Annotated in this window: 27 protein-coding genes; 16 read left to right on the top strand and 11 right to left on the bottom strand. The window is 68.7% G+C overall.

What is annotated here, in order from left to right:
• Positions 1–89: 89 nt before the first annotated feature.
• The 5 genes from E5P3_RS02030 to E5P3_RS02010 all read right to left on the bottom strand — a co-directional run bounded on the left by E5P3_RS02030 (position 90) and on the right by E5P3_RS02010 (position 5025).
• Positions 90–1688, bottom strand: coding sequence for an MFS transporter (locus E5P3_RS02030; protein ID WP_162584469.1), 1599 nt, complete (start codon positions 1686–1688; stop codon positions 90–92).
• Positions 1681–2082 (bottom strand): DoxX family protein, encoded by a 402-nt coding sequence (locus E5P3_RS02025; RefSeq protein ID WP_162584468.1) that lies wholly within the window; start codon positions 2080–2082, stop codon positions 1681–1683. Before E5P3_RS02025 ends, E5P3_RS02030 begins: the two co-directional genes overlap by 8 nt.
• Complete coding sequence (locus tag E5P3_RS02020; RefSeq protein WP_162589487.1) at positions 2082–3971, bottom strand: amidohydrolase; 1890 nt, start codon at positions 3969–3971, stop codon at positions 2082–2084. The genes E5P3_RS02025 and E5P3_RS02020 overlap by 1 nt, the downstream gene beginning before the upstream one ends.
• Positions 3972–4078: 107 nt before the next feature.
• On the bottom strand, positions 4079–4354 hold the full coding sequence (locus E5P3_RS02015; RefSeq protein WP_162584467.1) for a DUF1427 family protein: 276 nt from the start codon (positions 4352–4354) through the stop codon (positions 4079–4081).
• Between the two features lie 17 nt (positions 4355–4371).
• Positions 4372–5025 (bottom strand): hydrolase, encoded by a 654-nt coding sequence (locus E5P3_RS02010; protein ID WP_162584466.1) that lies wholly within the window; start codon positions 5023–5025, stop codon positions 4372–4374.
• Positions 5026–5277: 252 nt separating this feature from the next.
• Between E5P3_RS02010 and E5P3_RS02005 the strand changes: the two genes are divergently transcribed.
• Positions 5278–6186: a LysR family transcriptional regulator gene (locus E5P3_RS02005; protein WP_162584465.1), complete on the top strand. Its 909-nt coding sequence runs from the start codon at positions 5278–5280 to the stop codon at positions 6184–6186.
• Positions 6187–6290: 104 nt separating this feature from the next.
• On the opposite strand, the gene E5P3_RS02000 is transcribed toward E5P3_RS02005, so the two are convergent.
• Positions 6291–6710 (bottom strand): SDR family oxidoreductase, encoded by a 420-nt coding sequence (locus E5P3_RS02000; RefSeq protein ID WP_162584464.1) that lies wholly within the window; start codon positions 6708–6710, stop codon positions 6291–6293.
• A gap of 142 nt (positions 6711–6852) precedes the next feature.
• Positions 6853–7680, bottom strand: a complete 828-nt coding sequence (locus tag E5P3_RS01995; protein ID WP_162589486.1) for a M48 family metallopeptidase — start codon at positions 7678–7680, stop codon at positions 6853–6855.
• Between the two features lie 36 nt (positions 7681–7716).
• Here E5P3_RS01995 and E5P3_RS01990 point away from each other — a divergent pair, with 36 nt between their 5' ends.
• From E5P3_RS01990 to E5P3_RS01945, 10 genes are all read left to right on the top strand, one after another.
• Positions 7717–9075: an AmpG family muropeptide MFS transporter gene (locus E5P3_RS01990; protein WP_162584463.1), complete on the top strand. Its 1359-nt coding sequence runs from the start codon at positions 7717–7719 to the stop codon at positions 9073–9075.
• Positions 9076–9097: 22 nt separating this feature from the next.
• The gene (locus tag E5P3_RS01985) at positions 9098–9409 is read left to right on the top strand and encodes a FitA-like ribbon-helix-helix domain-containing protein (protein ID WP_197893930.1); all 312 of its coding nucleotides are present in this window, start codon (positions 9098–9100) and stop codon (positions 9407–9409) included.
• Positions 9406–9849, top strand: a complete 444-nt coding sequence (locus tag E5P3_RS01980) for a type II toxin-antitoxin system VapC family toxin (protein ID WP_162584462.1) — start codon at positions 9406–9408, stop codon at positions 9847–9849. The genes E5P3_RS01985 and E5P3_RS01980 overlap by 4 nt, the downstream gene beginning before the upstream one ends.
• 85 nt (positions 9850–9934) lie before the next feature.
• Entirely contained in the window at positions 9935–11131 is a 1197-nt protein-coding gene (locus E5P3_RS01975) for a beta-ketoacyl-[acyl-carrier-protein] synthase family protein (protein ID WP_232072949.1), read from the top strand.
• A complete protein-coding gene (locus E5P3_RS01970; protein WP_162584461.1) occupies positions 11128–11997 on the top strand; it encodes a beta-ketoacyl synthase chain length factor in 870 nt (289 codons plus the stop codon). The genes E5P3_RS01975 and E5P3_RS01970 overlap by 4 nt, the downstream gene beginning before the upstream one ends.
• 15 nt (positions 11998–12012) lie before the next feature.
• The gene (locus E5P3_RS01965) at positions 12013–13635 is read left to right on the top strand and encodes an NAD(P)/FAD-dependent oxidoreductase (RefSeq protein WP_162584460.1); all 1623 of its coding nucleotides are present in this window, start codon (positions 12013–12015) and stop codon (positions 13633–13635) included.
• Between the two features lie 144 nt (positions 13636–13779).
• Positions 13780–14496 carry a response regulator transcription factor gene (locus tag E5P3_RS01960; protein WP_162584459.1) on the top strand — a complete coding sequence of 239 codons (717 nt, stop codon included), beginning with the start codon at positions 13780–13782 and terminating at the stop codon, positions 14494–14496.
• A gap of 8 nt (positions 14497–14504) precedes the next feature.
• Positions 14505–15689, top strand: coding sequence for a sensor histidine kinase (locus E5P3_RS01955; protein WP_162584458.1), 1185 nt, complete (start codon positions 14505–14507; stop codon positions 15687–15689).
• Positions 15690–16133: 444 nt separating this feature from the next.
• Positions 16134–17372 carry an autotransporter-associated beta strand repeat-containing protein gene (locus E5P3_RS36110; protein WP_269473967.1) on the top strand — a complete coding sequence of 413 codons (1239 nt, stop codon included), beginning with the start codon at positions 16134–16136 and terminating at the stop codon, positions 17370–17372.
• A gap of 139 nt (positions 17373–17511) precedes the next feature.
• Entirely contained in the window at positions 17512–18786 is a 1275-nt protein-coding gene (locus E5P3_RS01945) for an O-antigen ligase family protein (RefSeq protein WP_162584457.1), read from the top strand.
• Here the strand turns inward: E5P3_RS01945 and E5P3_RS01940 are convergent.
• Together E5P3_RS01940 and E5P3_RS01935 are read right to left on the bottom strand one after the other, a co-directional pair.
• A complete protein-coding gene (locus tag E5P3_RS01940; protein ID WP_162584456.1) occupies positions 18752–18961 on the bottom strand; it encodes a zinc-finger domain-containing protein in 210 nt (69 codons plus the stop codon). The two genes, E5P3_RS01945 and E5P3_RS01940, sit on opposite strands and share 35 nt — an antisense overlap.
• An 8-nt stretch (positions 18962–18969) precedes the next feature.
• Entirely contained in the window at positions 18970–19908 is a 939-nt protein-coding gene (locus E5P3_RS01935) for a branched-chain amino acid transaminase (RefSeq protein WP_162584455.1), read from the bottom strand.
• Positions 19909–20027: 119 nt separating this feature from the next.
• Between E5P3_RS01935 and E5P3_RS01930 the strand changes: the two genes are divergently transcribed.
• Positions 20028–21005, top strand: a complete 978-nt coding sequence (locus E5P3_RS01930) for a recombination-associated protein RdgC (RefSeq protein WP_162584454.1) — start codon at positions 20028–20030, stop codon at positions 21003–21005.
• On the opposite strand, the gene E5P3_RS01925 is transcribed toward E5P3_RS01930, so the two are convergent.
• Positions 21002–21490: a glycerate kinase gene (locus E5P3_RS01925; RefSeq protein ID WP_232072947.1), complete on the bottom strand. Its 489-nt coding sequence runs from the start codon at positions 21488–21490 to the stop codon at positions 21002–21004. The genes E5P3_RS01930 and E5P3_RS01925 overlap by 4 nt on opposite strands.
• Positions 21491–21522: 32 nt before the next feature.
• The gene (gene radA, locus E5P3_RS01920; RefSeq protein ID WP_162584452.1) at positions 21523–22914 is read right to left on the bottom strand and encodes a DNA repair protein RadA; all 1392 of its coding nucleotides are present in this window, start codon (positions 22912–22914) and stop codon (positions 21523–21525) included.
• Positions 22915–23031: 117 nt separating this feature from the next.
• Here radA and hpaR point away from each other — a divergent pair, with 117 nt between their 5' ends.
• The 4 genes from hpaR to E5P3_RS01900 are packed head-to-tail and all read left to right on the top strand — an operon-like array spanning position 23032 to position 26034.
• Complete coding sequence (gene hpaR, locus E5P3_RS01915) at positions 23032–23463, top strand: homoprotocatechuate degradation operon regulator HpaR (RefSeq protein WP_162584451.1); 432 nt, start codon at positions 23032–23034, stop codon at positions 23461–23463.
• Positions 23460–24203 carry a fumarylacetoacetate hydrolase family protein gene (locus tag E5P3_RS01910; protein ID WP_162584450.1) on the top strand — a complete coding sequence of 248 codons (744 nt, stop codon included), beginning with the start codon at positions 23460–23462 and terminating at the stop codon, positions 24201–24203. The genes hpaR and E5P3_RS01910 overlap by 4 nt, the downstream gene beginning before the upstream one ends.
• Positions 24204–24261: 58 nt before the next feature.
• Positions 24262–25014 carry a fumarylacetoacetate hydrolase family protein gene (locus E5P3_RS01905; RefSeq protein WP_162584449.1) on the top strand — a complete coding sequence of 251 codons (753 nt, stop codon included), beginning with the start codon at positions 24262–24264 and terminating at the stop codon, positions 25012–25014.
• 42 nt (positions 25015–25056) lie between these two features.
• The gene (locus E5P3_RS01900) at positions 25057–26034 is read left to right on the top strand and encodes a Bug family tripartite tricarboxylate transporter substrate binding protein (RefSeq protein WP_162584448.1); all 978 of its coding nucleotides are present in this window, start codon (positions 25057–25059) and stop codon (positions 26032–26034) included.
• The last annotated feature ends 4 nt before the right edge of the window (positions 26035–26038 follow it).

Raw genomic sequence — 26038 nt, 5'->3', positions numbered from 1 at the left:
CCGCGCCGACGGGTGAGGTACACCCATGACCGCGTCCGGCGAACAATCAGGGCACGTCGAGCTTCTCGATCAGCTCGGGGCCGCAAGAATCAAATGGAAAGAAAGTGATGCACCACGGGCTTCTGGGGCCCGATGTGGAAACGGGCGGCTTCGTTCTGCAGTTCGGCATCGGCATGCGATACGCGGTGGTGCTGGCGCAGGTGCTCGGCCCAGGATTCGACGAGGAACCACTCCATGACGCGCTCCGGGTCGGTGGTGTCCTCGGTCACGCCCCAGGCGTATGCGCCGTCGCGGCGGCGCTCCAGCGACAGCCGCCTCATCGCGTCGAGAAACGCCGGGCGGTCTTCCTTGCGGATGCGGTATTCGACCTGCACCATCACCGGGCCGCGGTCGTGCGCGATGGGCTCGGCCACCAGCGGCTCGGGCCAATGGTTCGAGGGCTGCAGGTCCGACTCGCCGGTGGGCAGGCGGGCGCGGTGGAACAACAAGGCAGCGGTCACCAGACCGACGGCACCCGCCACCAGCGCGTAGGGCACGCCGACTTCCTGCGCGGCCAGGCCCCAGCCCAGGCTACCGGCCGCCATTGCGCCGTTGAACACGGTCAGGTACACCGCCAGCCCTCGGCCGCGTACCCAGTTCGGCAAGATGGCCTGCGCCACGCCGTTGAGTGTGGTCAGCGCAATGATCCAGCCCAGGCCCAGCAGCAACAGCAGCAGCACGGCCAGCCACTTGGGCGGCCCGAACACCAGCACGACCATCACGCCGGCAGTGATCAACGAGGCCAGCAGGACGAGCCCGTCTGCGTCGAGGCGTGCGCGCAGCCGTGGCATGACCAACGCACCGACGATGGCGCCCGCGCCCACGGCGCCGAGCAGGATGCCGTAGAAGCCGGCACTGCCGCCGAGCATCTGGCGCGCCACCAGTGGCAGCAAAGCCCACACCGCACTGGCGAACACGAAGAACACGGCCGCGCGCAGCAGCACACGGTGCAGCTCCTTGCTGGCACGCGTGTAGCGCAGGCCGGCGCGGAAGGCACCCAGGAAGTTCTCCGACAGGCCGCTGTCCACCGCGGCGGGGCGCTTCCACCAGATCAGCGCCGCGACCACGAACACGTAGCTGAGCACGTCGACGCCATAGGTCACGGCGGCGCCGAAGCTCGCGAGGATCAGGCCGCCCGCGGCCGGCCCGATGGAGCGCGCGATGTTGATGCCCAGCGAGTTCAGCGCCACCGCGCTCTTCAGGTCGCTGCGCGGCACCAGCTCCGGCACGATCGATTGCCAGGTTGGCCCCATCAGCGCCGCGCCTATGCCACCGGCGAAGGTCAGCGCGACCAGGTATTCGACCGTGAGCGCGCCGGTGTGCGAGAGCACCAGCAGCGTGCCGCTCACGGCCGCCAGCACCAGCTGCACGAAGATCAGGAAGCGCCGCCGGTCGAGGATGTCGGAGAGCACCCCGGCCGGGATCGCGAGCAGGAAGATCGGCAGTGTGGCCGCGGTCTGGATCAGCGCCACCGCCGTGGGGCTGGCCGAGAGGTCGGTCACCAGCCACGAGCTCGCCACGTCGCGCATGAAGCTGCCGATGTTGCCGAGCACGGTGGCGGTCCACAGCACGGCGAAGACCGGCTGGCGCAGCGGGGCGAAGCTGCCGCTCGGCCTCGCGGCCTTGGCGGCATCGGCGAGATCAGCCATTCGCGCGCTCCTTCAGGTCGTACCAGGCCACCAGCAGGAAGCCGCCAACCAGGCCCAGGTGCTCGAAGAACGAATTGGCGGCCATGAAGCGCTCGGGCTGCGGCATTTCCCAGAACCGCAGCGCGACGAAGGTCGCGAGCAGCGTGAAGCCGCCCAGCGCGAGCGCGCCGAGCCAGCGCAGGAAGCCCGTGAGGATGAGCGCCGAGGCGCCGAGCTCGAGCACGATGACAGCGATCGCGAGCGGCGCCGCGGGCGACAGGCCGAAGTGCTTCATCTCCCCGACAGCGGCGCTGAAATCGACGGCCTTGTTGAAGCCGCCTTGCAGGTAGGCCGCACACAGCAGCAGCAAGGCGATCCATCGCAGCGCGGGGGTGGGTTGCCAGCGTCTCGTCATCACACCGCCCAGCAGGCGCAGCCCAGCGCGCCCCAGAAGCTCTTGAGATCCGCGATCGGCAGCTTGCTGCTCCAGGCCGTCGCGTGCTGGTGGCCGTGCACTTTGCAGTTGTTGGCGCAGGCGCAGGACATGGCCGCGTGACGCAGGGCCTTCTGCAGCGGTGCGCCCTCGGCGTCGCCCCAGCCGGCATAGCCGCCGAAGCTGCGCACCGGCGACCAGTCGGGCATGGCCGGCGGCGGTGCGCCCTCGTCATGCGACTGAAACGGGCCCGCGGCGTACACCACCTTGCCGCCGACCATGGTCAGAAGCGCCGTGGTGTCGGCAATCTCCGATTCGGGGCAGGCGAAGAAGTCCCGGTCGGGCACCACCAGGTCGGCGAGCATGCCGGCCTCGATGCGGCCCTTCTTGCCGACCTCGTTCGAGAACCAGGTCACGTTCTCGGTCCACATGCGAAGCGCGGCCTCGCGGTCCAGGCAGTTGCGCTGCGGGTAGAGCTGCATGCCGCCGACGGTCTTGCCGGTGACCAGCCAGGAGAGCGACACCCACGGGTTGTACGAGGCCACGCGCGTAGCGTCGGTGCCCGCGGACACCTTCACGCCCTTCTCGAGCATGCGCTTGACCGGTGGCGTAGCCTCGGCCGCGCCTGCGCCGTAGCGTTCCACGAAATACTCGCCCTGGTAAGCCATGCGGTGCTGCACCGCAATGCCGCCGCCCAGCGCGGCGATGCGGTCGATCGACTTCTCCGAAATGGTCTCGCAATGATCGAAGAACCAGTTCAGCCCAGCGAGCGGGGTGTCGCGGTCCACCTTCTCGAACACGTCGAGCGCGCGGTCGATGGTCTCGTCGTAGGTGGCATGCAAGCGCCACGGCCACTTGTTCTGCACCAGCACGCGCACCACCTCCTCGAGCTCGCCTTCCATCTCGGGCGCCATGTCGGGCCGCGGCTGGCGAAAGTCCTCGAAGTCGGCGGCCGAGAACACCAGCATCTCGCCCGCGCCGTTGTGGCGGAAATAGTCGTCGCCCTGCTTGTAGTTCGACGTGGCGGTCCAGTTGAGGAAGTCCTCTTTCTCCTGCTTGGGCTTCTGCGTGAAGAGGTTGTAGGCGAGGCGGATGGTGAGCTGGCCGGCGTCGGCCAGTTGCTGGATCACCTGGTAGTCCTCGGGGAAGTTCTGGAAGCCGCCGCCTGCGTCGATCGCGCCGGTCACGCCCAATCGGTTGAGCTCGCGCATGAAGTGGCGGGTGGAGTTGAGCTGGTAGTCGAAGGGCAGCTTCGGCCCCTTGGCCAGCGTGGCGTAGAGGATGCTCGCATTGGGCTTGGCCAGGAGCAGGCCGGTCGGGTTGCCGGCCGCGTCGCGCACGATCTCTCCGCCGGGTGGCGCGGGTGTGTCCTTGGTGTAGCCCACGGCGCGCAGCGCCGCGCCATTGAGCAGCGCGCGGTCGTACAGGTGCAGCAGGAACACCGGCGTGTCGGGCGCCACCGCGTTCAGCTCGGCGATGGTCGGCAGGCGCTTTTCCACGAACTGGTGCTCGGTGAACCCGCCCACCACGCGCACCCACTGCGGTGCGGGTGTGATCGCGACCTGGCGCTTGAGCATTGCCATCGCATCGGCCAGGCTGCGCACGCCGTCCCAGCGCAGCTCGAGGTTGAAGTTGAGGCCGCCGCGAATGATGTGCAGATGGTTGTCGATCAGCCCGGGCAGCACACGCCTGCCCTGCAGGTCGATCACGCGGGTGTTGCTGTCCGCCAGCGGCAAGATGTCCTGCGCGCGGCCCACGCGGGTGAAACGGCCGTCCCTGATGGCCACGGCATCGGCGACGGGATTGGCGCGATCCAGCGTGGTGATCCGGCCGTTGTGCAGGATCAGGTGGGGGGCCGAGTAGCCTGCCATGTCGGGTGTCCTTGAAGGGTTGGATTGGGCCATTGCCGTACCGGCAAGCGCGGTGCCGAGCGCACCGAGGCAGAGCCGGCGGCGCTGTTCGTCGAATGATGGATCGCTCATGTGTCTTTGCGGGGTGCCGCGGACGAGCCGGACTTGGCGCATTGAGGCAACTCGCCGAATACGTGCGGCTTCACCTGCTGGTGCAGCCACGAGGTGACCACGGCATCGGGCTTGACCCAGCTCTTGATGAGCGGCGGAATCTGCTCGCCGAGCAGGATTCCGAGCAGCCCCACCAGGGCGATGACCGGCGGCGCCGGCGAGCGCACCTGGAACAGCGCGTAGATGACGCCGACCAGAAGGCCGAGCGCGAGCGACAGGAGATAGGGCCTCATCTTCTCCACCGCGGCGTTCAGCCTTCGTGCGCGCCGAACATGGTCTTGGCGTAGGTCACGCCCAGGCCGTAGGCGCCGCCGAACTTCTTCGCGATGCCGGTGGTCATCTCGTACGTGTCGGTGCGCGCCCAGTCGCGTTGCAGCTCGAGCAGGTATTGCAGCGAGGTCATGGGCTGGGCGCCGGCTTGCACCATGCGGTCCATCGCGCGGTTGTGGGCCTCGGCCGACACGTCGCCGCACGCGTCGGCGATCACGAACACCTCGAAGCCCTGGTCGATGGCCGACAGCGCCGGGCCGACGATGCACACGCCGGTCCAGAGGCCGGACAGCACGATCCGCTGCTTGCCGATCTCGTTCACGCGGTCGATCACCGCCGCGTCTTCCCAGGTGTTCATCGAGGTGCGGTCGAGCATCTTCTGGCCCGGGAAGGCATCGGTGATTTCGCTGAACATCGGACCCGAGAAGCTCTTCTCGGCCACGGTCGTGAGGATGGTCGACACGCCGAATCCGGCCGCTGCATTGGCCACGAGAGCGGCGTTGTTCCGCAGGGTGACCGCGTCGATCGAGTGCGTGGCAAAGGCCATCTGCGACTGGAAGTCGATCATGACGAGCGTGTGGTCGGTGGGGGTCAGCAGCTTGGCGCCGGCGGTGGGGGTGGCTTTGATGGGCATGAGGCTCTCCGTGAGTGGGTGATTGGATGAGAAAGGGGCTTGCCGCGCCATGCATCCTCGTTTCGGTGCGGATGCATGTCTTGTCGTTAGTCAGGCGGTTTGGTTGTCATGATTCGATCTGATTCACAATGGCCTCGAAGAAGGTTTCTCCAAGTCATGGTGGGATCATCTTTCTTTTGATGACGTCCGTTGACGAAACTTTTAGCCGTCAATCATCGAATTCTTCGATCATTTATTTCCAAGGACGAGCCCGTGCTCAAACTCAGCCTCGAAGCCATTGAACTCGTGGACGCCATTGCGCGCCACGGGTCCTTCGCCGCCGCGGGCGTGCGCCTGAACAAGGTGCCTTCGACCATCTCGTACGCGGTTTGCAAGCTCGAGGAGCAGCTGGGCATGCTGCTGTTCGTGCGCAACGGGCCGCGCGTGACACTCACCGCGGCCGGGGAGGAAATGCTCAAGGAGGGCCGCTGGCTGCTCGACGCCGCGAGCGATCTCGAATCGCGGATGCGGCAGATCGCCACGGGCTTCGAATCGGAGCTGCGGCTGGTGCATGACTCGCTGATTCCGACGCAGGCTTTGATCGACGACATTCGCGCATTCGAGGCGTTGCGCTGCGGCACTCGGCTGCGCGTGGACTGCGAGGCGCTCACTGGCAGCTGGGAGGCATTGCGCGAAGGGCGCGCCGACGTTGTGATTGCGGCCGGCGAAGGGCCGGCCGGCGGAGGCTACCAGGCCGCGATGGTGGGCAGCCTCGATTTTGCGTTCTGCGTCTCACCGATGCATCCGCTGACCCGGCTCGAGCAGCCGCTGAGTCGCGGCGACCTGCTTGAATACAACGCCATGGTGGTGAGTGACAGCGCGCGCACGCTGTCCGACCGCACCGTGGGGCTGCTTGCCGGCCAGCCTCGGGTGGCTGTACCGACGATGGCCGCGAAGATCGCCTGCCAGCGCGCGGGCCTGGGCCACGGTTTTCTGCCGCGGGCCTGCATCCAGGGCGACCTGGCGCGCGGCACGCTGATTGAGTTGCAGACTGAAGAGCCGCGCAAACCCGAGGCGTTCTGGCTGGCGTGGAAGACTGGCGCCAAGGGCAAGGCGCTGCAGTGGTGGGTGACGCAGCTGAACCGCCAGCTGGTCCCGGCGCTGTTGCCGAGGTCGACCTGACCGCCCTCTGGTCAGGACGCGTGTCAGTGCGCGTTCAATCGTCGCCAGCGCGCTGGCGACGTGCCGGCGTGCGCGGTGAACACTCGCGTCAGATGGCCTCGCGATCAGGCGTGGGCAAGACGGGGAAAGGCGGTCTCGCCGGCGCCCGCATCCTGCGGCCGATCGATCGCGAGGGCGATGGCGCGCTCGATGGCGTCCGGCGCAGTGATGGCGTGCACTTCAAGCCTGCAAGAGGCGCCCGGCACGGACGGTACCGCATGGACGATCACGTCGACGCGGCCGAAGACCACGTTCGCCTCGTCGATGAAGCATTGCATGCTCGCGCGCTGCGTGACGTCGAGCGCCTGGTAGTGCGCCGAGCCGCCGGCCTCGACGATCTCCCGGGCGAGCGCGTTCAACCGGCCGATCCGGCGCGCACCCAGCATCACCTTGGCGCCGCGTCCGGCCAGTACCCGGGCCACGGCTTGGCCGATGCCGCCGCTGGCGCCGGTGATGGCGATGACCTTGTCCTGGATTCCCGACATGCTGCGCTCCTTGATGAAGACCCCCGCGCATATGCGGCGGGGACTGGAACGAGTCTAGGAATGAGGAGGCGCCAGGCGTTAGCCGATTCGGGGACGCTTCTTGCCCGATCCTGCAAAGGCGCAGCGACCGGCAACGCATGACTTACTTCGCCGCGCGGTAGAGCCCCTCGACCTTGGGCACGTTGGCCTGCAGCTTGGCGATGCGGTCGGTCCCGCTTGGATGGGTCGACAGGAAGCTCAGGCCGCCCTGGCTCTTGGAGGCCTGCGCCATCTTCTTCCACAGCGACACCGCGGCCTGCGGGTTGTAGCCCGCGCGCGCGGCGAGCTCGAGCCCGACCAGGTCGGCATCGGTCTCGTCGCTGCGGCTGAACCTGAGGGTGAGCAGTTGCGTGCCGGCGCGCGCCGCGAGGTCGCCGGCCTGGCCCAGGCCCAGCAGCTGGGCTCCGAGCGACAGCGCGGCGCCGGTGCCCGCACTCTTGGCCAGGCGCGCACGCGCATGCTCTCGCAGGGCGTGCGCCATCTCGTGGCCCATGACCATCGCGACTTCGTCGTCCGTGAGCTTGAGCTGGTCGAGGATGCCGGTGAAGAAGGCGATCTTGCCGCCCGGCATGCAGAAGGCGTTGATCTGCTTGCTGCCGATCAGGTTGACCTCCCACTTCCAGCGGGCGGCGCGTTCGTTCCACTGCGCCGCGAAGGGAATGATGCGCCCCGCGATGGCGTGCAGTCGCTGCAGTTGCGGGTTGCCCGCGCCGGCCAGCGCGCCCTTGGCCTTGGCCTGGGCGAGCAGCTCGCCGTACTGCTGCACGCCCGCCTGCTCCACGTTCTCGGCCGGCACCAGGTTGCGCGCCACGGAGGCCTTGCCGACCTCCACCTGCGCCAGGGCCGGCGTGCCTACCGCAGCGGCGGCGGCAAGCAGGAAGGCGCGACGCTGCTGCCACGGGCCGGGGCGGGAGGGGCAGTGCAGACACATGCGGGAATAATAAGAGAGCCTCAAAGACCTTCCTTCATGCCCCTACCCCCGGCTGACCAGACTCTCCCCGCCCTGCCCTGGCGCGACGCGCTCAAGGTGTACCTCGAACCCGCGACCCTGCGCATGCTCGCGCTGGGCTTCTCCGCGGGCCTGCCCCTGCTGCTGGTGCTGGGCACGCTCAGCTTCCGGCTGCGCGAGGCCGGCATCGACCGCACGACCATCGGCTACCTGAGCTGGGTGGGCCTGGCCTACGGCTTCAAGTGGATGTGGGCGCCGCTGGTGGACCGGCTGCCGGTGCCGCCGCTGACCACGCTGCTCGGGCGGCGGCGCGGCTGGCTGCTGCTGGCGCAGCTGACCGTGATGACCGGCCTCGTCGGGATGGCCTTCAACGATCCGCGCGCCGGGCTCGCGCCGCTGGTGTGGTGCGCGCTGCTGGTGGCCTTCGGCTCGGCCACGCAGGACATTGCGCTGGATGCCTTCCGCATCGAATCGGCGGCCACGCGCAAGCAGGCGGCGATGGCCGCGGCCTACCAGACGGGCTACCGGCTGGCGATGATCTGGGCCGGTGCGGGCGTGCTGTGGATCGCTGCCTGGGCCGAACTCGCCGGCGGCGCGGGCTACCAGAACGGCGCGTGGAAGACCGCCTACCTTGCAATGGCCGCCTCCATGGCCGTGGGTGTGCTCACCGTGCTGCTGTCGCCCGAGCCGGCGCGCGTGGCGCTGCCGAAGGCAAGGAACGCGGCCGAGTGGCTGGAGGGCGTGCTCATCGAGCCCTTTGCCGACTTCTTCCGCCGCTACCGCTGGCAGGCGGCGCTGATCCTGGCGTTGATCGCGGTCTACCGCATCAGCGACGTGGTGATGGGCATCATGGCCAACCCCTTCTACGTCGACATGGGCTTCACCAAGGACGAGGTGGCCACGGTCAGCAAGATCTATGGCGTGGTGATGACGCTGGCCGGCGCCTTCGTGGGCGGCGTGCTCTCGATGCGGCTCGGCGTGATGCGGGTGCTGATGCTGGGCGCGGTGCTGAGCGCCGCCAGCAACCTGCTGTTCGCCGCGCTGGCCACGCGCGGGCATGACCTGACGGCGCTGGTGCTGGTGGTCTCGGCCGACAACCTGGCAGGCGGCATCGCCTCGGCCGCCTTCATCGCCTACCTGTCGAGCCTGACCAACGTCAGCTACTCCGCCACGCAGTACGCGCTGTTCAGCTCGCTGATGCTGCTGCTGCCCAAGTTCATTGCCGGCTATTCCGGGGCCTTCGTCGACGCCTACGGCTATCACGCCTTCTTCACCAGCACAGCGGCGCTGGGGGTGCCAGTGCTGCTGCTGGTGGCGCTGGCGGCGAGAAATGCGCCAGTGCAGCGGGCGGATGCCGCCTCCAAAGCGGCGCCATAATGGCGCCACTTTGGAGGTATTCATGGCAAATCTTTCGATCAAGGACGTGCCCGACGATCTGGCGGAGCGGCTGCGGCAGCGCGCGGCGCGCAACCACCGGTCTTTGCAAGGCGAGCTGATGGCCATCATCGAGCAGGCCATCTACACGCCGGAGCCGGCCCCCGTCCCCCGCCCCGGTGTCGTCAGCATCGGCTGGGGCGGACGCCCCATCCTGCGGCGCGGCGGCAAGCCCATCGAGCAGATCGCAGCCGAACACCGGGTGCGCTTCCCGCAGCCCATTCGCAGCGGGCCGAACGGGGTCGACATCCTTCGCGCCGAGCGCGACGACCGATGAGCCGCACGGCTGCGGCCTTTTACGTCGCCGAGCCGCCGGCGCCCTTCAGCATGCGCCCGCCCATGGTGGTGGATTGCAGCGCGCTCGGCGCCGTCCTCTTCGACGAGCCGGCGCGCGACGAAGCGCTGGCGCGGCTGGTCGGCCGCAGCCTGCATGCGCCCAACCTGCTCGATCACGAAATCGTGAGCGCCGCGATCAAGAAGCGTCGAGAGGATGGGCCGGCCGAGGCGATCACACAGGCGCTGCGCGACTACGCAGCTTCCGAGATCGAACTTCACCCTGTCGATCCGATCGCCCAATACGAGCTGGCTGCGCGCTACGAGCTCAGCGCCTATGCCGCCGCCTACCTCTGGCTCGCCGCCGAACTGAGGGCGCCGCTCGCCACCTTCGACCGCCGGCTCGCGGAGGCGACCCAGGCGCACCTCGGCTCCTTGTCCTGAGGGCCCGTAGGACATTCACGCCCCCGCGATGGGCGAAGTAGCTGGTAGGCTGTGGCGTTTTTCACGCTCCGCATCACCGCCTACCGTGCCGCCCTCCCGCATCCCACCCCTCCAGATCAGCGCCTTCACTGCGACCTCGGCCGTCGGTGTCGGCAAGGAACCCCTGCTCAGCGCGCTCGAGCAATCGACAAGCGGCCTGCGCGCCAACGACTTCGGCGCCACGCCGCTGCCCACCTGGATCGGCCGCGTCGATGGCCTCGAGGAAATGAGCCTGCCGGAAGAGCTCGCGGGCTGGGATTGCCGCAACAACCGCCTGGCCTGGCTCGGGCTGCAGGCCGACGGCTTCATCGAGGCGGTGGCGGCGGCGCGCGAGCGCTACGGGCCGGCGCGCATCGCCCTGATCCTGGGCACCTCCACCTCGAGCATCGGCGAGACCGAGCTCGCCTACACCCAGCTCGACGCCGACGGCGGCTTCCCCGCGGAGCAGCGCCGGCCCCGCGTGCATACGCCGCATTCGCTCACGATGTTCGTGCAGGAGGCGCTGGGCCTCGAAGGGCCGGCCGAGACCCTCTCGACCGCCTGCTCCTCGAGCGCCAAGGTCTTCGCCTCGGCCGAGCGCCTGATCCGCCTGGGCCTGGTCGACGCGGCGGTGGTCGGTGGGGTCGACACGCTGTGCGGCAGCGTGCTGTTCGGCTTCAACTCGCTCGAGCTGGTCTCGCCCGAGCCCTGCCGGCCCTTCGACGCCGGGCGCAACGGCATCAGCCTGGGCGAGGCCGCGGGCTTCGCCCTGCTGGAGCGCGGCCCCGGCCGGCTGGAGCTGCTGGGCTACGGCGAGGCGAGCGACGCCCACCATATGTCCACGCCGCACCCCGAAGGCCTGGGCGCCGAGCGGGCGCTCGACGACGCGCTGGCGCGTGCCGGTCTTGCGGCCGAGGCCATCGACTACATCAACATGCACGGCACGGCCAGCGCCAAGAACGACGAGGTCGAGGGCGCCCTGGTGGCGCGCCGCTTTCCGCCGGGCACTCACGCCAGCTCGACCAAGGGCTTCACCGGCCACACGCTGGGGGCGGCAGGCGTCGTCGAGGCAGTGATCAGCCTGCTCGCCATCGAGCGCGGGCTGATGCCGGGCACCGTCAACACCGCCGTGCTCGATCCGGGCTGCGGCCCGCAGATCCGCCTGGAGCCCGCACGCGGCGAGGTGCGCTACGCACTCTCCAATTCCTTCGGCTTCGGCGGCAACAACTGCGCGCTGGTGTTCGGCAAGGGGACCACGGCATGAGCCGCACGGCCGCTCCGAAGGCTCATAGCACCGCAGCCGAAGGCGAAGGTACTCCGGCGAGCGCAGCGACGCCCACCCTCTACATCGAAGGCCCGGCCTTCTGGGCTTCCACGCTGCCCGGCTGGAACAGCGCCCGCGCGGTCTTCCGCGGCGAGGCCGCGCCGGCCGATCCCCCGGCCAAGCGGCCCTCGCCGCAGATGCTGGCGCCGGCCGAGCGGCGGCGCGCGCCCGATACGGTCGCGCTCGCGCTGGAGGTCGCAGCCGCCGCCGTCGAGGCCTCGGGACGTGCGGCGAAGGACCTGCCTTGCGTGTTCGCCTCGGCGCACGGCGACCTGGGCATCAACGACTACATGTGCGCCACGCTGGCGAACGACCCCAAGCTGCTGTCGCCGATCAAGTTCCACAACTCGGTGCACAACGCCGCGGTCGGCTACTGGACCATCGGCACCGGCTGCACGGCGGCGAGCAATTCGCTGGCTGCCTACGAGCACAGCTTCGCGGCCGGCTTGCTCGAGGCGGCGACGCAGTGCGCGGCCGATCAGCAGGCGGTGCTGCTGGCCGGCTTCGACATCCCGTCGGTAGGCGCGCTCGGCTCGGTGATCACCAGCCGCGAGCTGCTGGCCGTGGCACTGGTGGTCGCCCCCTCGCGTACCGCGCGCACGGTGGCCGCGTTCGAGTGGTCCCTGGCCACCGGCACCCCGGCGCCGCAACGTCCGCTCCCGGATGCGGCGCAGGCGCTGAAGGCCAACGCAATGGCCGACGCGCTTCCCTTCTTCGAGGCGCTGGCGCGCGCGCAGCCGGACTCGCTGGACCTGCCGCTCGGCGCCCGCCTGTCGCTGCGGCTGCGGCTGGAACCGCAGGACTGACCCACTGTGGACACCATGCCCTCCCACCACGATGTCGTCATCATGGGGGGAGGGCTCGGGGGGCTCACGCTCGCGCTGCAGCTCAAGCGGCGCTTCGGCGACATCGACGTGGTGGTGCTGGAGCGCCGCGCCCATCCGGTGCCGCATGCGGCGCACAAGGTGGGCGAGTCCTCCGTAGAGATCGGTGCCCATTACTTCGACACGGTGCTGGGCCTGAAGGCCCACATGCACGGGGCCCAGCTGCGCAAGTTCGGCTTCCGCTTCTTCTTCAGCGAAGGCCGGCGCGACATCGACCAGGTGACCGAGATCGGCTCCAGCCGCTACCTCTCGGTGCCCAGCTACCAGATCGACCGCGGCATCTTCGAGAACTACCTGGCCAAGGAGGCCACGCGGGCCGGCGTGCGCTTCATCGACGACGCGCTGGTGCGCCGCATCGAGCTGGCCGAGGATGCCCATGCGCCGCACCGGCTCGAATGGACGCAAGACGGCGAGACGCACGTCGTCCACGCCAGATGGCTGGTGGACGCCTGCGGCCGCGCCGGCCTGCTCAAGCGCAAGCTGGGGCTCGCGCAGCCCAACGCGCATGTGTGCAATGCGGTGTGGTTCCGCATCGGCGAGCGCATCACCATCGACCACTGGTCCGACAGCGCCGAATGGCACGAACGCTGCGACCCGCAGGCGCGCTGGCTGTCGACCAACCACCTGGTCGGCACCGGCTACTGGGTCTGGCTGATCCCGCTGGCATCGGGCTCGCATTCGGTCGGCATCGTGGCCGACCCGCGGCAGCATCCGCTCGGCGGCATGGACAGTTTCGACAAGGCGATGGCATGGCTGCGCACCTGGCAGCCGCGCCTCTTCGACGAGCTCGACGGCAAGCGGCACCTGCTGCAGGACTTCGCCTTCTTCCGCGACTTCTCCTACGGCTGCAAGCAGGTGTTCTCGGGACAGCGCTGGGCATTGACCGGCGAGGCGGGGCTTTTCCTCGACCCCTTCTACTCGCCGGGCAGCGACTTCATCGCGATGAGCAACACGTACATCACCGACCTGATCGCGCACGACCGCGCCGGGCACTCGGTGGAGGCGCGCGCCCGGCTCTACGACCAGATCTATCACTCGTTCTACGAGAGCACGCTCGCGCTCTATACCGACCAATACGCGCTCTTCGGCGACCCGGAGGTGCTGCCGGTGAAGGTCATCTGGGACTACACCTACTACTGGGGCGTGCTCTCGCAGATCTTCTTCCAGCACCGCCTCACCGATCTTGCGCTGCTCGGCAGCCTGCGCGAGGAGTTGCAGCACTGCCAGCACCTGAATTTCGCAATGCAGGACTTCCTGCGCGCCTGGTCGGGGAAGAGCGCCAAACGCAACCCGGCCGTGATGCTGGACCAGGCCGCCCTGCCATGGTTCGCCGAACTCAACCGCAGCTTGGGCGACCGGCTGGACGATGCGGCTTTCCGGGCGCGCATGCGGGCCTCGGCCGAGCAGTTGCGGGCCCTGGCCGGCGAGATTCTGCGCCGCGCCTGCGGTGAGCATCCGGACCTGGACGACCGGGCCCTGCGCGCCGTGCTGGCCGAGAGGCCCGCGTCCGCGCCGTTGGCCGCCGGCGCCGCAGCCCCCATGCTGTTTGCTGCCCCATGATGGATACCATCGGCTGCGAGGTTTACGCCAACTTTACGGAGCGTTCAAGCCTTCTTGTCGCCGCCCGGCGACGCTAGGCTTCAGCTTCCCCCGGCTTCCTGCCGGCCCGAACAAAACCGGCGGGAGCGCCGGCCGAGGACCCCGATGAGCACACCCCAACTCCTGATGATCGAAGACGACGCCCGCCTGGCTCAGATGGTCGGCGAGTACCTGGCGCAGTCGGGCTTCGGCTTCCACCATGCCCTCGACGGCGCCAGCGGGCTCGAGATGCTGCAGCAGCGCTCGCCCGACCTCGTGATCCTCGACCTCATGCTGCCCGACACCGACGGCCTCGAGGTCTGCCGCCGCATCCGTGCCCTGCCCAACAGCACGCTCGCGAAGGTGTCGGTGCTGATGCTCACCGCCAAGGGCGACCCCATGGACCGCATCATCGGCCTGGAGATCGGCGCCGACGACTACCTGCCCAAGCCGTTCGAGCCGCGCGAACTGCTGGCGCGCATCCGTGCCGTGCTGCGCCGGCGCGGCGAAGGCGGCAGCGAGTCGGCGCCCGCCGCCGTGATGCGCTTCGGCACGCTGGAGATCGACCGCAACGCCCGCAGCGTGACCGTGGGCGGCGCGCTCGCCGACCTCACCTCCTACCAGTTCGACCTGCTGGTCGCCATGGCCGAGCGCGCAGGCCGCGTGCTCACCCGCGACCAGATCATGGAAGCCGTGCGCGGCCGCGAGCTGGAGGCCTTCGACCGCTCGATCGACGTGCACATGGGCCGCATCCGTGCGGCGATCGAGGCCGATGCGAAGAACCCCAAGCGCATCCTGACCGTGCGCGGCGTGGGCTACGTCTTCGCCAAGCAGCAGGACTAGGTGGCGCCATGCTGCTCAACCTGTACCGCCGCCATCTCTACGTCCGCATCTGGCTGGCGGTGGTGGGCGGCGTCGTCATCCTCACGCTCTGCGCCAACTGGGTCGTGCGGGAAGCCGCCGAGAACGAGCGCGAGCGGCTGTCGGCCGTGCCGCGCGAGGTGGTGGTGCTCGACGGCAAGGACCGCGCGATCGGCGTTGGCAGCGCGGTGCGGGTGCCGGGCCAGGGGTTGGAGTTCGACGTGACGCTCGAGGACGGCCGCGCGATGTCGCTGCGCGTCGCGCCGCGGCCGCGTCCGACCGGGAGCACCGGCCTGGCCGCCTGGCGCACTCCCTTCGGACTGGGCTGGATGATTGCGCTGGTCGGCGTGGCGGTGGCGCTGGGCGTCTATCCGATCGTGCGCCAGATCACCAAGCGGCTGGAGACGCTGCAGCGCGGCGTGCAGCGCTGGGGCGAAGGCGACCTGTCGGTCCGCGTGTCGGAGGAGGGGCAGGACGAGGTGGCCGACCTGTCCAACCGCTTCAATTCAGCCGCGGCCCGTGTCGAGGAGCTGGTGCGCTCCCACAAGTCGCTGCTGGCCAACGCCTCGCACGAGCTGCGCTCGCCGCTGGCGCGCATCCGGATGGGCCTGGAGCTGATGAGCGAGCGGCCCAGTCCGACCGCGCGCGACGAGATCGCGCGCAACATCGCCGAGCTCGACCAGCTGATCGACGAGATCCTGCTGGCCAGCCGGCTGGACGCCAAGGAAGCGGACATGGGCACGGTCGAGTCAGTGGACCTCACCGGCCTGGCCGCCGAGGAGTGCGCGCGCGTCGACGCCGAGCTCGACGTGGCCGAGAACGCCAGCAGCGAGGCGCTCACGGTGCGCGGCGTGCCGCGTCTCCTTCGCCGCGCGATCCGCAACCTGCTCGAGAACGCGCGCCGCTACGGCGCCGGCGAGATCAGCGTGGAAATCGGCAACCGGCACGGCAGGGCGGAGATCCGCGTCAACGACCGCGGCCCCGGCGTGCCGGCTGCGCTGCGCGATCGGATCTTCGAGCCCTTCTACCGGCTGCCGGGCGCGAGCGAGCGCAACGGCGGCGTGGGCCTCGGCCTCGCGCTGGTGAAGTCGATCACCGAGCGCCACGGCGGCAGCGTGCGCTGCGAGGACCGGCCGGGCGGTGGGGCGAGCTTCGTGATCGCGCTTCCGAACTAAGGCGCAGCGCGCCGGGCGCCTTACCACAAGCGCAATCTCGCCTTTTGCACGCTCGATGGGGCCAGGTGGTTCCGGGGCTTCTTCATCGGCTCGGGCACCACCACTGTCGATCGGCTGACCATGCAGAACCTGCTTGCCCAGGGGGGGCGGGGCGGGCGGGACCTCATGGCGACGAAGACGGGGGAGCCTCTCTCAGCCGCGGCAGGCTTGCTGGTGAAGCATTTGGCGGGGCTGTCGGAGACGGACAAAGGCGCGGAACGCGGGTGACCTTTGCGCCGCTCCGTGCCTTCCGACGGAAGCCGGCGAGCGCGAATGAATTCTTGCTTTTTGTCGCGATGCTCTGACGATTCCAGCGGCGATTCCTAGCATTTGCCGATCCTCCGGCGATGCACGCTGAGGCCTGAGTGTCAGGCGTGTGTGGACGGAAAGGATGGGCCCAAAGACGTGGTCGAGTTCAACAAGGTCATCAGCGGCACCGGCAGCGTGGAAAGAAGCGGCCCGGGGATAGTGGCCCTGTCCGGGACGAACACCTATAGTGGGACGACAGACATCTACAACGGCACGCTGCAAGCCGGGGCGGCGAATGCCTTCAGTCCCAACAGCGCGGTGACGCTCGGCTACAACAGCACACTGGACCTGAACAACTTCAGCCAGACCATCCGCAGCCTCGCCAGCGTGCTCCCCGGCTCCGGCTCCGTGACCCTGGGCGGCGGCACGCTGACGGCTGGAGACAACAACAACACCACCTTCAGAGGCGTGATATCTGGAAGCGGCGGACTGACCAAGAGAGGGTCCGGAACACTGAACCTCTCCGGCACCAACACCTACGCCGGGCCGACAGCCATCAACGTAGGCACCCTGCAAGCCGGGGCGGCGAATGCCTTCAGCCCCAACAGCGCGGTGACCCTCGCCGGCCAGAACAGCTACGGCGGCGGCACCGATCTCAAGCAAGGCGGCATTGCCGTCGGCACCAACAGCGCCTTGGGCACTGGGGAGCTCGCCATGCATGAAGGCACCACACTGCGCTTTGCTGCCGACGGCCTCACCCTGGCCAATCCCATCGCCTTCACCGATGCCGTCGATCCCATCATCGACACCGGCCCCTTCACCGCCACGCTCACCGGCGCCATCACAGGGCCTGGGGACCTCAGCAAGATCGGGAGCGGCACGCTCGTTCTCTCGGGCGCCAACAGCTACAGCGGCGCCACCGCCGTCACCGAAGGCACCCTGCGCGCCGGTGCTGCCAATACCTTCAGCCCGGCCTCTGCCCACAGTGTTGCCGCAGGTGCCACCCTTGACCTTGCGGGCTTCAGCCAGGGCATCGGTGCCCTTACCAACGCCGGCACCGTCTCCCTCATCGGCAGTGCGCCGGGCACCACTCTTACCTTCACTGGCCCCTACGTGGGCAACAACGGCCTGCTGCGCCTGGGCACTTTCCTCGGAGACAGCGCGAGCATCAGCGACCGGCTCGTCCTCAGCGGCCTCGCCGCCGTGGCCAGCGGGCGCACCACCGTGCAGGTCGTCAACCTCGGCGGCCTGGGGGCGCTCACCACCGGCAACGGCATCGAACTGGTGAGTGCGCTCAGCCTCTATGGCGAAGTGGGCAAGCTGTGGGCTTCGGGTGGCGACACGCGCGTGAAGTCGCAGCTCAATGCCTCGGCGGGGTTGCGGGTGCGCTGGTAGACGCGAAGAGCGCTGAGCAGATGCCGAGTCGGTCGGACAAGGCCACTGTTCGTCGCGAGCATCGCGAGCGGCCCGGCCGCCCTCATCTGACGGGCAGAGTCAGGAAGGGTCGGGGCCGCCGCCCCTAGAATCCGCCCCCATGCAGAGATCGCAACTCGTCCGCCCCGCGGCCATGTTCTGGGGGCTGACGGTGTTCATGCCGGTCGGCGTTCCTTATCTCGCAGCCTTGCTGATGCTTGCCGCCTTGCTCGTGGCCGGGGATTGGCGCGAGCGCGCGCGGCGGCTGCGCGCCAATCCGATGTGGTGGCCGATCGTGGCCTATGTGGCCTGGACGCTGGTGGTGCTGGCGCTGCGGCCCTGGTATCCGCAGACGCCGTCGAACCTGGCCCATGGCCTGCGCATCGCCGCCACGCTGCTGATGGCGTTGGCCCTCACGCGCGAGGAGGCGATCTGGGCGTTGCGGGGCTTCCTGCTCATGGCGCTCTTCAACATCGTCCTGATCGCGATGTTCTGGTCGGCGATCTTCCTGAAGATCTATTTCCCGGTGCTGGAGCCCTGGCGCGGCGTGATCTTCCTGATCGGCAACAAGTCGATCAGCAACGCGCTGCTGTTCACCATCCTGGGCGCGACCGCGGCCGTATTCGGCTTGCAGGCGCTCTCGGAGCGCCGGCCGCTGCGCGGGGTGGCCGCCTTCGCGGTGACGCTGGCGGTGATCGTGATCATCACCTTCAGCCTGCCCTCGCGCACCTCGCTGCTGGCTCTGCTGCTGGTGATCCCGGCGGTCTGCGTGCACCAGTGGCGGCGGCAGCTCAAGGTGCTTGCGTTGGTGATGGTGGCGGGCGGCGTGATCGTGGCCGTGGGCCTCTGGAACTCGCCGGCGGTGCAGCAGAAGTTCGAGCTCGGCGTGCAGGAGCTCGAAGCCGCCCAGGCCGGCGCGGTGTCGGAAGGCAGCTGGGTGGTGCGCTACTACATGTACCGCGATACCGGACGCATGATCCTCGACCGGCCCTTCACCGGCTGGGGCATCGGCGGCTGGACCGAGCAGTGGCATCTGCGCGGGCCCGAGCTGCTGGCCGACTACAACATGCCGCACAACGATTTCCTGTGGATGGGCTCGCAGGCCGGCATTCCGGGCGCGCTGACCTTGCTGGCCATCCTGCTGACGGGCGTGTGGGTGGCCTGGCGGCGCGACGACCTGTACGGCCGCTACGCCTTCGCCGCGCAGCTGATCGCGCTGATCGCGACCAATGCGAACTCGGCCCTGCGCGATGCGCAGATCGGGCTCAGCCTGCTGTGGGTGTCGACGATCTACCTGCGGCTTGCGCAGGAGCCCGGCGATTCGTGGCGCGGGTTGATCCCGCGCCGGGCGAGGGCCGCCCTCAGTGGCGATGCCCCACCGCCTCGCCGGCCCTGAGCCGGTAGACGGTTCCGCAGTAAGGGCACTTGGCCTCGCCGGTGCGCGCCACGTCCAGGTAGACCTTGGGGTGCGCGCTCCACAGCTTCATGTCAGCCTTTGGGTTGGGGCAGAACACCCCGCCCTGGTGGTTCAGGTCCTGGGCCGACAGTTCGATCACGGCGTTGGCACTCATTTTTTCTTTCAGACCTTGGTGAGCCAGTGGGCGTACTTGGGATTGCGGCCGTTCACGATGTCGAAGAAGGCACTCTGGATCTTCTCGGTGACGGGGCCGCGCGAACCCTGCCCGATCTCGACGCGGTCGAGCTCGCGGATGGGCGTGACCTCGGCCGCGGTGCCGGTGAAGAAGGCTTCCTCGGCGATGTAGACCTCGTCGCGCGTGATGCGCTTCTGCACCACCTCGATGCCGAGGTCCTTGCAGATGTGGAGGATGGTGTTGCGCGTGATGCCGTTCAGCGCGCCGGCCGACAGGTCGGGCGTGTAGACCACGCCGCCCTTGACCACGAAGATGTTCTCGCCCGCGCCCTCGCTCACGAAGCCGGACGCGTCGAGCAGCAGCGCCTCGTCGTAGCCGTCGTCCAGTGCTTCCATATTGGCGAGGATGGAGTTGCTGTAGTTGCTCACCGCCTTGGCCTGCGTCATGGTGATGTTGACGTGGTGGCGCGTGTAGCTCGAGGTCTTGACGCGGATGCCGCGCTTCATGCCTTCGTCGCCCAGGTAGGCGCCCCAGGCCCAGGCCGCGACCATCGCGTGGATGCGGTTGCCCTTGGGGCTTACGCCGAGCTTCTCGGAGCCGATCCACACCAGCGGGCGCAGGTAGCAGCTCTCCAGATTGTTGGCGCGCACCACCTGCTTCTGCGCCTCGTTGAGCTGCTCGGGCGTGAAGGGGATCTTCATGCGCAGGATCTTGGCGCTGTTGAAGAGCCGCTCGGTGTGCTCGGCCAGGCGGAAGATCGCGGTGCCGTCGACCGTCTTGTAGGCCCTGACCCCCTCGAAGGCGCCGCAGCCGTAGTGCAGCGTGTGGCTCAGCACGTGGATCTTGGCGTCGCGCCACTCCACGAGATCACCGTCCATCCAGATCTTTCCATCACGATCGTCCAGTGCAGGGGGCAGCGCGCTCATTTCTTTGTCCTTTTGGGGGAGGGATGTCGCAAAAGCTTGCGATTTTACGGCGCGGCCCGCGGTCGTCCCACCGACAATGCTCGGCTTTGCCAAACAGCCAGGAAAAGGGTTCTCTTCTCGTGTCCGTCTTCAAGAACGTCATCGTCTATCGCATCGAATCCACGTGGTCGCAAACGCTCACTGACGCCGAGCAGCGCCTGGACGCCTTTCGCTTCGTGCCGTGCAGCCCTTCGCAGGAGAAAGCCGCCGGCTGGACCGAGCCCCGCGGCGAGGCGCATGGGCCGCTGGTCGAATCCGTGGGCGGCCAGTGGCTGCTCGAGTACATGATCGAGAGCAAGACCCTGCCGGGCTCCGTAGTGCGACGCAAGGTCGAGGAACGCGCCGCGCAGATCGAGGCCACCACCGGGCGCAAGCCCGGCAAGAAGGAGAAGAAGGAGCTCAAGGAAGACATCACGCAGGAGCTGCTGCCGCTGGCCTTCACCCGCCACGTGCGCATCGCGGTCTGGATCGATCCGGCCGCGCGCCGGCTGGTCGTGAATGCGAGCAACGCAGCGCGCGCCGACGAGGTCGTGACCAGCCTGGTGAAGGCGCTCGAAGGCTTTGCCGTGGCACAGATCAACACGCAAGTGGAGCCGGCTGTCGCCATGTCGGATTGGCTGTCGACACAGGAGCCGCCGGCCGGCTTCACCATCGACCGCGAATGCGAGCTCAAGGCCACCGACGAATCGAAGGCGGTGGTGCGCTACGCCAAGCACCCGCTGGACATCGACGAGGTCCGCCAGCACATCGCGGACGGCAAGCGGCCCACGCGCCTGGCCATGACGTGGGACGACCGCGTGTCCTTCGAGCTGACCGAGGGCATGCAGCTGCGCAAGATCGTGTTCCTCGAAGGCACGCTCGACGAGGCGCCGGGCTCGGCCAAGGAAGACAACTTCGACGCCGATGCCGCGATCGCGACCGGCGAGCTCGGGCAGCTGGTGCCGGAGCTGATCGAGGCGCTGGGCGGCGAAATGCAGCTGGGAGCGGCGCCGGCCGATGCCCCACCAAAGGCCGCAGCGCCCACGGAAGAACTGGCCGACGAGTCGGCGCCGTTCTAGACGGGCGGGCGCAGGGCGTCGGCGGCACCGGGCTTGACGGCGTCCGCGTTCGGCGGGTCGGCCGGCTGCTCGTCGTTCTCGGCCGGCGCCTCGGGGCGCACCAGCTTCCATTCGATCAGCTTGCCGTTGACGAAGGTGGCGTCGACCCAGGAGCCGCCGTTGTCGGTCCAGCGATAGACCTCGGGCTGCGCATCCTTGGGCGTGCGCTGCTCGCCGAGCGCGCGGGTCATCGCGATCACATGGAGCAGGGTCACCTTGGGCTTGAGCTTGGCGTTGAGCATCACGGCACTCGCCACCGTGCCGATGGGCCGGTCGGCCGCGCGCTTCAGGACCTGCATGGTGCGGTTGAAATGCATCAGCAGGAACATGATGATTGCGCCGCCGGCGAAGGCGACGCCCGCCCATCCATAGGCGCGATAAGAGGCGCCGAGCAGAAGCAGGCCCGCGAGGGGTACGAAGACTTTCCCGAAATTCATGGGCTGCATTGTCGCCGGGCCCGAAGCCGACGGTCGGCGGTTCAATCGAGACTGCGGACCACCTCCATCGCTTCCTCGATACGCTCCACCGCGTGGATCGTCAGCCCCTCGATCTCCTTGGCGCCCTTGCGGGGCGCGTTGGCCTTGGGCACCACCGCCACGCTGAAGCCCAGCTTGGCGGCTTCGCGCAGCCGCTCCTGCCCGCGCGGCGCGGGCCGCACCTCGCCGGCCAAGCCCACCTCGCCAAACGCGATGAAGCCCTTGGGCAGCGGCTTGCCGCGCAGGCTGGAGGTGATGGCCAGCATCACCGCCAGGTCGGCCGCCGGCTCGCTGATGCGCACGCCGCCCACCGCATTGACGAACACGTCCTGGTCCATGCAGGCCACGCCCGCATGGCGGTGCAGCACCGCCAGCAGCATGGCGAGCCGGTCGCGGTCGAGGCCGACCGACAGCCGCCGCGGACTCGGCCCGCCGTCATCGACCAGCGCCTGGATCTCGACCAGCATCGGCCGCGTGCCTTCGAGCGTGACCAACACGACGCTGCCGGGCACCGGCTCGGCATGCTGGCTCAGGAAGATCGCGCTGGGATTGGCCACGCCCTTGAGGCCGCGCTCGGTCATCGCGAACACGCCGATCTCGTTGACCGCGCCGAAGCGGTTCTTGATGGCGCGCACGAGGCGAAAGCTCGAATGCGTGTCGCCTTCGAAGTACAGCACCGTGTCGACCATGTGCTCGAGCACGCGCGGGCCGGCCAGCGCGCCCTCCTTGGTCACGTGGCCCACCAGCACCACCGCCGTGCCGCTGGCCTTGGCGAAGCGCGTGAGGTGGGCCGCGCATTCGCGCACCTGCGCCACCGAGCCGGGGGCCGAGGTCAGCTGGTCGGAGTACACGGTCTGGATCGAATCGATCACCGCGATCGCCGGCCGCGTGGCGTCCAGCGTGGCGAGGATCTTCTCCAACTGGATCTCGGCCAGCACCTGCACCTGCGACTGCTCCAGGCCGAGCCGCCGCGAGCGCAGCGCTACCTGGGCGCCGCTCTCCTCGCCGGTGACATAGAGCGCGTTGCGCCCCGCGCGCTGCAGCGCATCGACCGCCTGCAGCAGCAGCGTGGACTTGCCGATGCCCGGGTCGCCCCCGATCAGCGTGACGCCGCCGTCGACGATGCCGCCGCCCAGCACGCGGTCGAGCTCATCCAGCCCGGTGGGCGTGCGCGGGACCTCGCCAGCTTCGATCTCCGACAGCATCGCCAGCTCGGACGAGCCGGCGAGCGATGCGAAGGGCGCGCCGAAGCGGTTGTTGCTGCCGCCGGCCGCCGCCGCGGCCACCTGCTCGATCAGCGTGTTCCAGGCACCGCAGCTGGGGCAGCGGCCGAGCCACTTGGGGCTGGTACCGCCGCACTCGGAGCAGACGAAGAGAGTTTTTTCCTTGGCCATCGCCCGAGTGTAGGGAGGGCTCGGCGTCACAGTCCCTTCGAACCCCGGGAAAACCCGGCCGCGGAGCCGATCGGAAGGCCTTGCAATAAATTTAACATGTTAAATAATCGAGGCTTCATGAACACTACCTTCGTCCATCGCAACCTGCCCCGCCTGCTGCTGCAGGCCCGCGAGGCGGTCATGGCGCACACCCGGCCCAGCCTGCGCGAGCACGGCCTGAGCGACCAGCAATGGCGCGTGTTGCGGGTGCTGGGCGAGCACGGGCTGGTCGAGACCGGCCGCGTCGCGCGCGAGGCCTTCATCCTCGGCCCCAGCCTGACCGGCGTGCTCGCGCGCATGGAGCGCGACGGCCTGATCCGCCGCGCGCGCGATCCCGCCGACCAGCGCCGCACCGTCGTCGAGGCCACGGCCAAGGGCATGCGCATGGTCCGGCAGCTCTCGCGCAGCATCGAGGATCACTACGCGTGGATGGAGAAGTCGCTGGGCAAGCAGAAGCTGTCGCAGCTCTACGTGCTGCTCGACGAAGTGATCGAACTGGAGCAACCATGAGCCGCACGGCCGCTCCGAAGGCGAATAGCACCGCAGCCGAAGGCGAAGGTACTCCAGTGAGCCGCACGGCCGTTCCGAAGGCGAATAGCACCGCAGCCGCAGGCGAAGGTACTCCAGCGAGCTTCCTGCCCATCGGAACGGTCTATGGCGTGCTGCTCAACTTCCGCGCGGAGTTCGAGGCACTTGCGCCGCAGATGACGCAGCCGCCCTACAAGGCGCCGCCCAGGGCACCGGTGCTGTACGTGAAGACGGCCAACACCTGGAGCCCCCATGGCAGCGCGATTGCCGTGCCAGCGCGCATCCCGGAGGTCGAAGTCGGCGCCACCATCGCGATGGTGATCGGCGCCGACGGCGACGTCGAAGGCTTCGTGCCGATGAACGATCTCTCGATCCCGCACGCGAGCTTCTTCCGTCCGCCGGTCAAGTTCAAGTGCGTGGACGGTTTCCTGGGCATCGGCCCCGCGATGCGCGACGCGCAGGAGGTGGCGGACCCGGCCGAGTTCAGGCTCGAGGTCCGCATCAACGGCGAACTGCGCCAGTCGGTCGACTTCTCGCACCTCATGCGCAACGCGGCGCAATTGCTGGCCGACGTGAGCGAGTTCATGACGCTCGCGCACGGCGATGTGCTGATGCTGGGTTGCGACGCAGGCCGTCCGCTCGCCCGCCCCGGCGACCGCATCGAGATCAGCGCGCCGGGCTTCGAGACGCTGGTCAACACGCTCGTGGGAGAGGCGGCATGAGCCGCACGGCCGCTCCGAAGGCGAATAGCGCCGCAGTGCATGGCACGGAGGTTGCCCAATGAGGCACGCACGCATCGCCTTCGAAGGCGTCGAACAGGCCGCCATCGAGCGCGACGGCCGGCTGCTGCTGGACGACGGCCGCAGCATCGCCTTCGATGACGCGCTGTGGCTGCCGCCGCTGGCACCCACGCCGCGCCCGCGCACCATCCTCGCACTCGGCCTGAACTACGCCGACCATGCGAAGGAGCTGGAATTCAAGGCGCCGGAGGAGCCGCTGGTCTTCGTCAAGGGCCAGAGCACGCTCATCGGGCATCGCCAGAAAACGCGGCGCCCGGCCGATGTGTCCTTCATGCATTACGAATGCGAGCTCGCGGTCGTGATCGGAAGGACGGCGCGCAAGGTCCGGCGCAATGACGCCTACGACTTCATCGCCGGCTACACCGTGGCCAACGACTACGCGATCCGCGATTACCTGGAGAACTGGTACCGCCCCAACCTGCGCGTGAAGAACCGCGACACCTGCACGCCCATCGGCCCCTGGCTGGTGGATGCGCAGGACGTGCCCGACCCGATGTCCCTCGCACTGCAGACCACCGTCAACGGAAAGGTCACGCAGTCGGGCAACACGAAGGACATGATCTTCGACGTGCCCTTCCTGATCGAGTATTTCTCAGGCTTCATGACGCTCGCGCCCGGCGACCTGATCCTCACCGGCACCCCCGACGGCGTGGTCGATTGCAGGCCGGGCGACGTGGTCGTTACGGAGATCGAGCACATCGGCGCGTTGGTCAACACGATCACCGCAGTTTGAAGGCGGACATCCGCCCTGTTCCCTAAAAAACCAGGAGACACCATGATCAAGACACCGAGACTCGCCGCAGCCCTGCTCGCACTTTGTGCATCGATGCTCGCCCTCGATGCCCCTGCCCAGTCCTACCCGAACCGGCAGGTGCGCTGGGTGGTCGGCTATCCGGCCGGCGGTGGCACCGACTTCCTCGCGCGCACCGCCGGCGCCCAGCTCTCGCAGCAGCTCGGCCAGCCGGTCGTCATCGACAACCGGCCTGGCGCCGCCGCCATGATCGCCTCGGAGCACGTGGCGCGCGCGGCGCCCGACGGCTACACCGTGTTCTCGGCCGACAACGGCGTGCTCGTCTACAACCCCGTGCTCTACAAGAAGGTGCCCTACGACGCCGAGAAGGATTTCGCGCTGCTCGGCATGATGGGCCGCTCGGCGCTGGTCATCACCGCCGGGCCCAACGCCGGCTTCGCGGACGCCAAGGCGCTGCTCGCCGAGCTCAAGCGCTCGCCGGGCAAGTACAGCATCGGGACGCCCGGCAACGGCAGCCCGCACCATCTGGCGCTCGAGCTGTTCCAGCGCGAGGCGGGCGTCTCGCTGCTGCATGTTCCGTACAAGGGCGGCGCGCCGGCCATGCAGGACCTGTTGGCCGGGCAGGTGCCGCTGATCGTGCTGGATCTGCCGAGCGGCGTGGGCGCCGTCAAGGCCGGCAAGATCACGCCGCTGATCGCCCTGTCGGCCGAACGCATGCCGCAGCTGCCCAACGTGCCGACCGCCAAGGAGCTCGGCTTTGCCAATGTCGAGGCCTACGCCTGGCAGGGGCTGGTGGCGCCGGCCGCGACGCCCAAGGACGTGCAGGCCCGGCTCGGCGCCGAACTCGGCAAGACCATGAACGATCCGGCCGTGCGGCAAAAACTGTTCGAGGCCGGCTGGGAGGCACGCCCGGCCGACGCCGCCGAGATGGCGCGCTACGCCGAATCGGAGCGCAAGAAGTGGCACGCGCTGATCAAGGCGCGCGACATCAAGCTGGACTGAGAGC

Origin of the sequence: Variovorax sp. RA8 (assembly GCF_901827175.1) — a bacterium.
GTDB lineage: Bacteria > Pseudomonadota > Gammaproteobacteria > Burkholderiales > Burkholderiaceae_C > Variovorax.
Note: the sequence above shows the minus strand (reverse complement) of the source record. Positions and strands in the feature narration are given on the sequence as shown.

Excerpts from the sequence above, each read along its gene's own strand:
- E5P3_RS02030 (WP_162584469.1), bottom strand. The coding sequence starts at position 1,688 with ATGGCTGATCTCGCCGATGCCGCCAAGGCCGCGAGGCCGAGCGGCAGC.
- E5P3_RS02025 (WP_162584468.1), bottom strand. The coding sequence starts at position 2,082 with ATGACGAGACGCTGGCAACCCACCCCCGCGCTGCGATGGATCGCCTTG.
- E5P3_RS02020 (WP_162589487.1), bottom strand. The coding sequence starts at position 3,971 with ATGGCAGGCTACTCGGCCCCCCACCTGATCCTGCACAACGGCCGGATC.
- E5P3_RS02015 (WP_162584467.1), bottom strand. The coding sequence starts at position 4,354 with ATGAGGCCCTATCTCCTGTCGCTCGCGCTCGGCCTTCTGGTCGGCGTC.
- E5P3_RS02010 (WP_162584466.1), bottom strand. The coding sequence starts at position 5,025 with ATGCCCATCAAAGCCACCCCCACCGCCGGCGCCAAGCTGCTGACCCCC.
- E5P3_RS02000 (WP_162584464.1), bottom strand. The coding sequence starts at position 6,710 with ATGTCGGGAATCCAGGACAAGGTCATCGCCATCACCGGCGCCAGCGGC.
- E5P3_RS01995 (WP_162589486.1), bottom strand. The coding sequence starts at position 7,680 with ATGTGTCTGCACTGCCCCTCCCGCCCCGGCCCGTGGCAGCAGCGTCGC.
- E5P3_RS01990 (WP_162584463.1), top strand. The coding sequence starts at position 7,717 with ATGCCCCTACCCCCGGCTGACCAGACTCTCCCCGCCCTGCCCTGGCGC.
- E5P3_RS01985 (WP_197893930.1), top strand. The coding sequence starts at position 9,098 with ATGGCAAATCTTTCGATCAAGGACGTGCCCGACGATCTGGCGGAGCGG.
- E5P3_RS01980 (WP_162584462.1), top strand. The coding sequence starts at position 9,406 with ATGAGCCGCACGGCTGCGGCCTTTTACGTCGCCGAGCCGCCGGCGCCC.
- E5P3_RS01970 (WP_162584461.1), top strand. The coding sequence starts at position 11,128 with ATGAGCCGCACGGCCGCTCCGAAGGCTCATAGCACCGCAGCCGAAGGC.
- E5P3_RS01965 (WP_162584460.1), top strand. The coding sequence starts at position 12,013 with ATGCCCTCCCACCACGATGTCGTCATCATGGGGGGAGGGCTCGGGGGG.
- E5P3_RS01960 (WP_162584459.1), top strand. The coding sequence starts at position 13,780 with ATGAGCACACCCCAACTCCTGATGATCGAAGACGACGCCCGCCTGGCT.
- E5P3_RS01955 (WP_162584458.1), top strand. The coding sequence starts at position 14,505 with ATGCTGCTCAACCTGTACCGCCGCCATCTCTACGTCCGCATCTGGCTG.
- E5P3_RS01945 (WP_162584457.1), top strand. The coding sequence starts at position 17,512 with ATGCAGAGATCGCAACTCGTCCGCCCCGCGGCCATGTTCTGGGGGCTG.
- E5P3_RS01940 (WP_162584456.1), bottom strand. The coding sequence starts at position 18,961 with ATGAGTGCCAACGCCGTGATCGAACTGTCGGCCCAGGACCTGAACCAC.
- E5P3_RS01935 (WP_162584455.1), bottom strand. The coding sequence starts at position 19,908 with ATGAGCGCGCTGCCCCCTGCACTGGACGATCGTGATGGAAAGATCTGG.
- E5P3_RS01925 (WP_232072947.1), bottom strand. The coding sequence starts at position 21,490 with ATGCAGCCCATGAATTTCGGGAAAGTCTTCGTACCCCTCGCGGGCCTG.
- radA (WP_162584452.1), bottom strand. The coding sequence starts at position 22,914 with ATGGCCAAGGAAAAAACTCTCTTCGTCTGCTCCGAGTGCGGCGGTACC.
- hpaR (WP_162584451.1), top strand. The coding sequence starts at position 23,032 with ATGAACACTACCTTCGTCCATCGCAACCTGCCCCGCCTGCTGCTGCAG.
- E5P3_RS01910 (WP_162584450.1), top strand. The coding sequence starts at position 23,460 with ATGAGCCGCACGGCCGCTCCGAAGGCGAATAGCACCGCAGCCGAAGGC.
- E5P3_RS01905 (WP_162584449.1), top strand. The coding sequence starts at position 24,262 with ATGAGGCACGCACGCATCGCCTTCGAAGGCGTCGAACAGGCCGCCATC.
- E5P3_RS01900 (WP_162584448.1), top strand. The coding sequence starts at position 25,057 with ATGATCAAGACACCGAGACTCGCCGCAGCCCTGCTCGCACTTTGTGCA.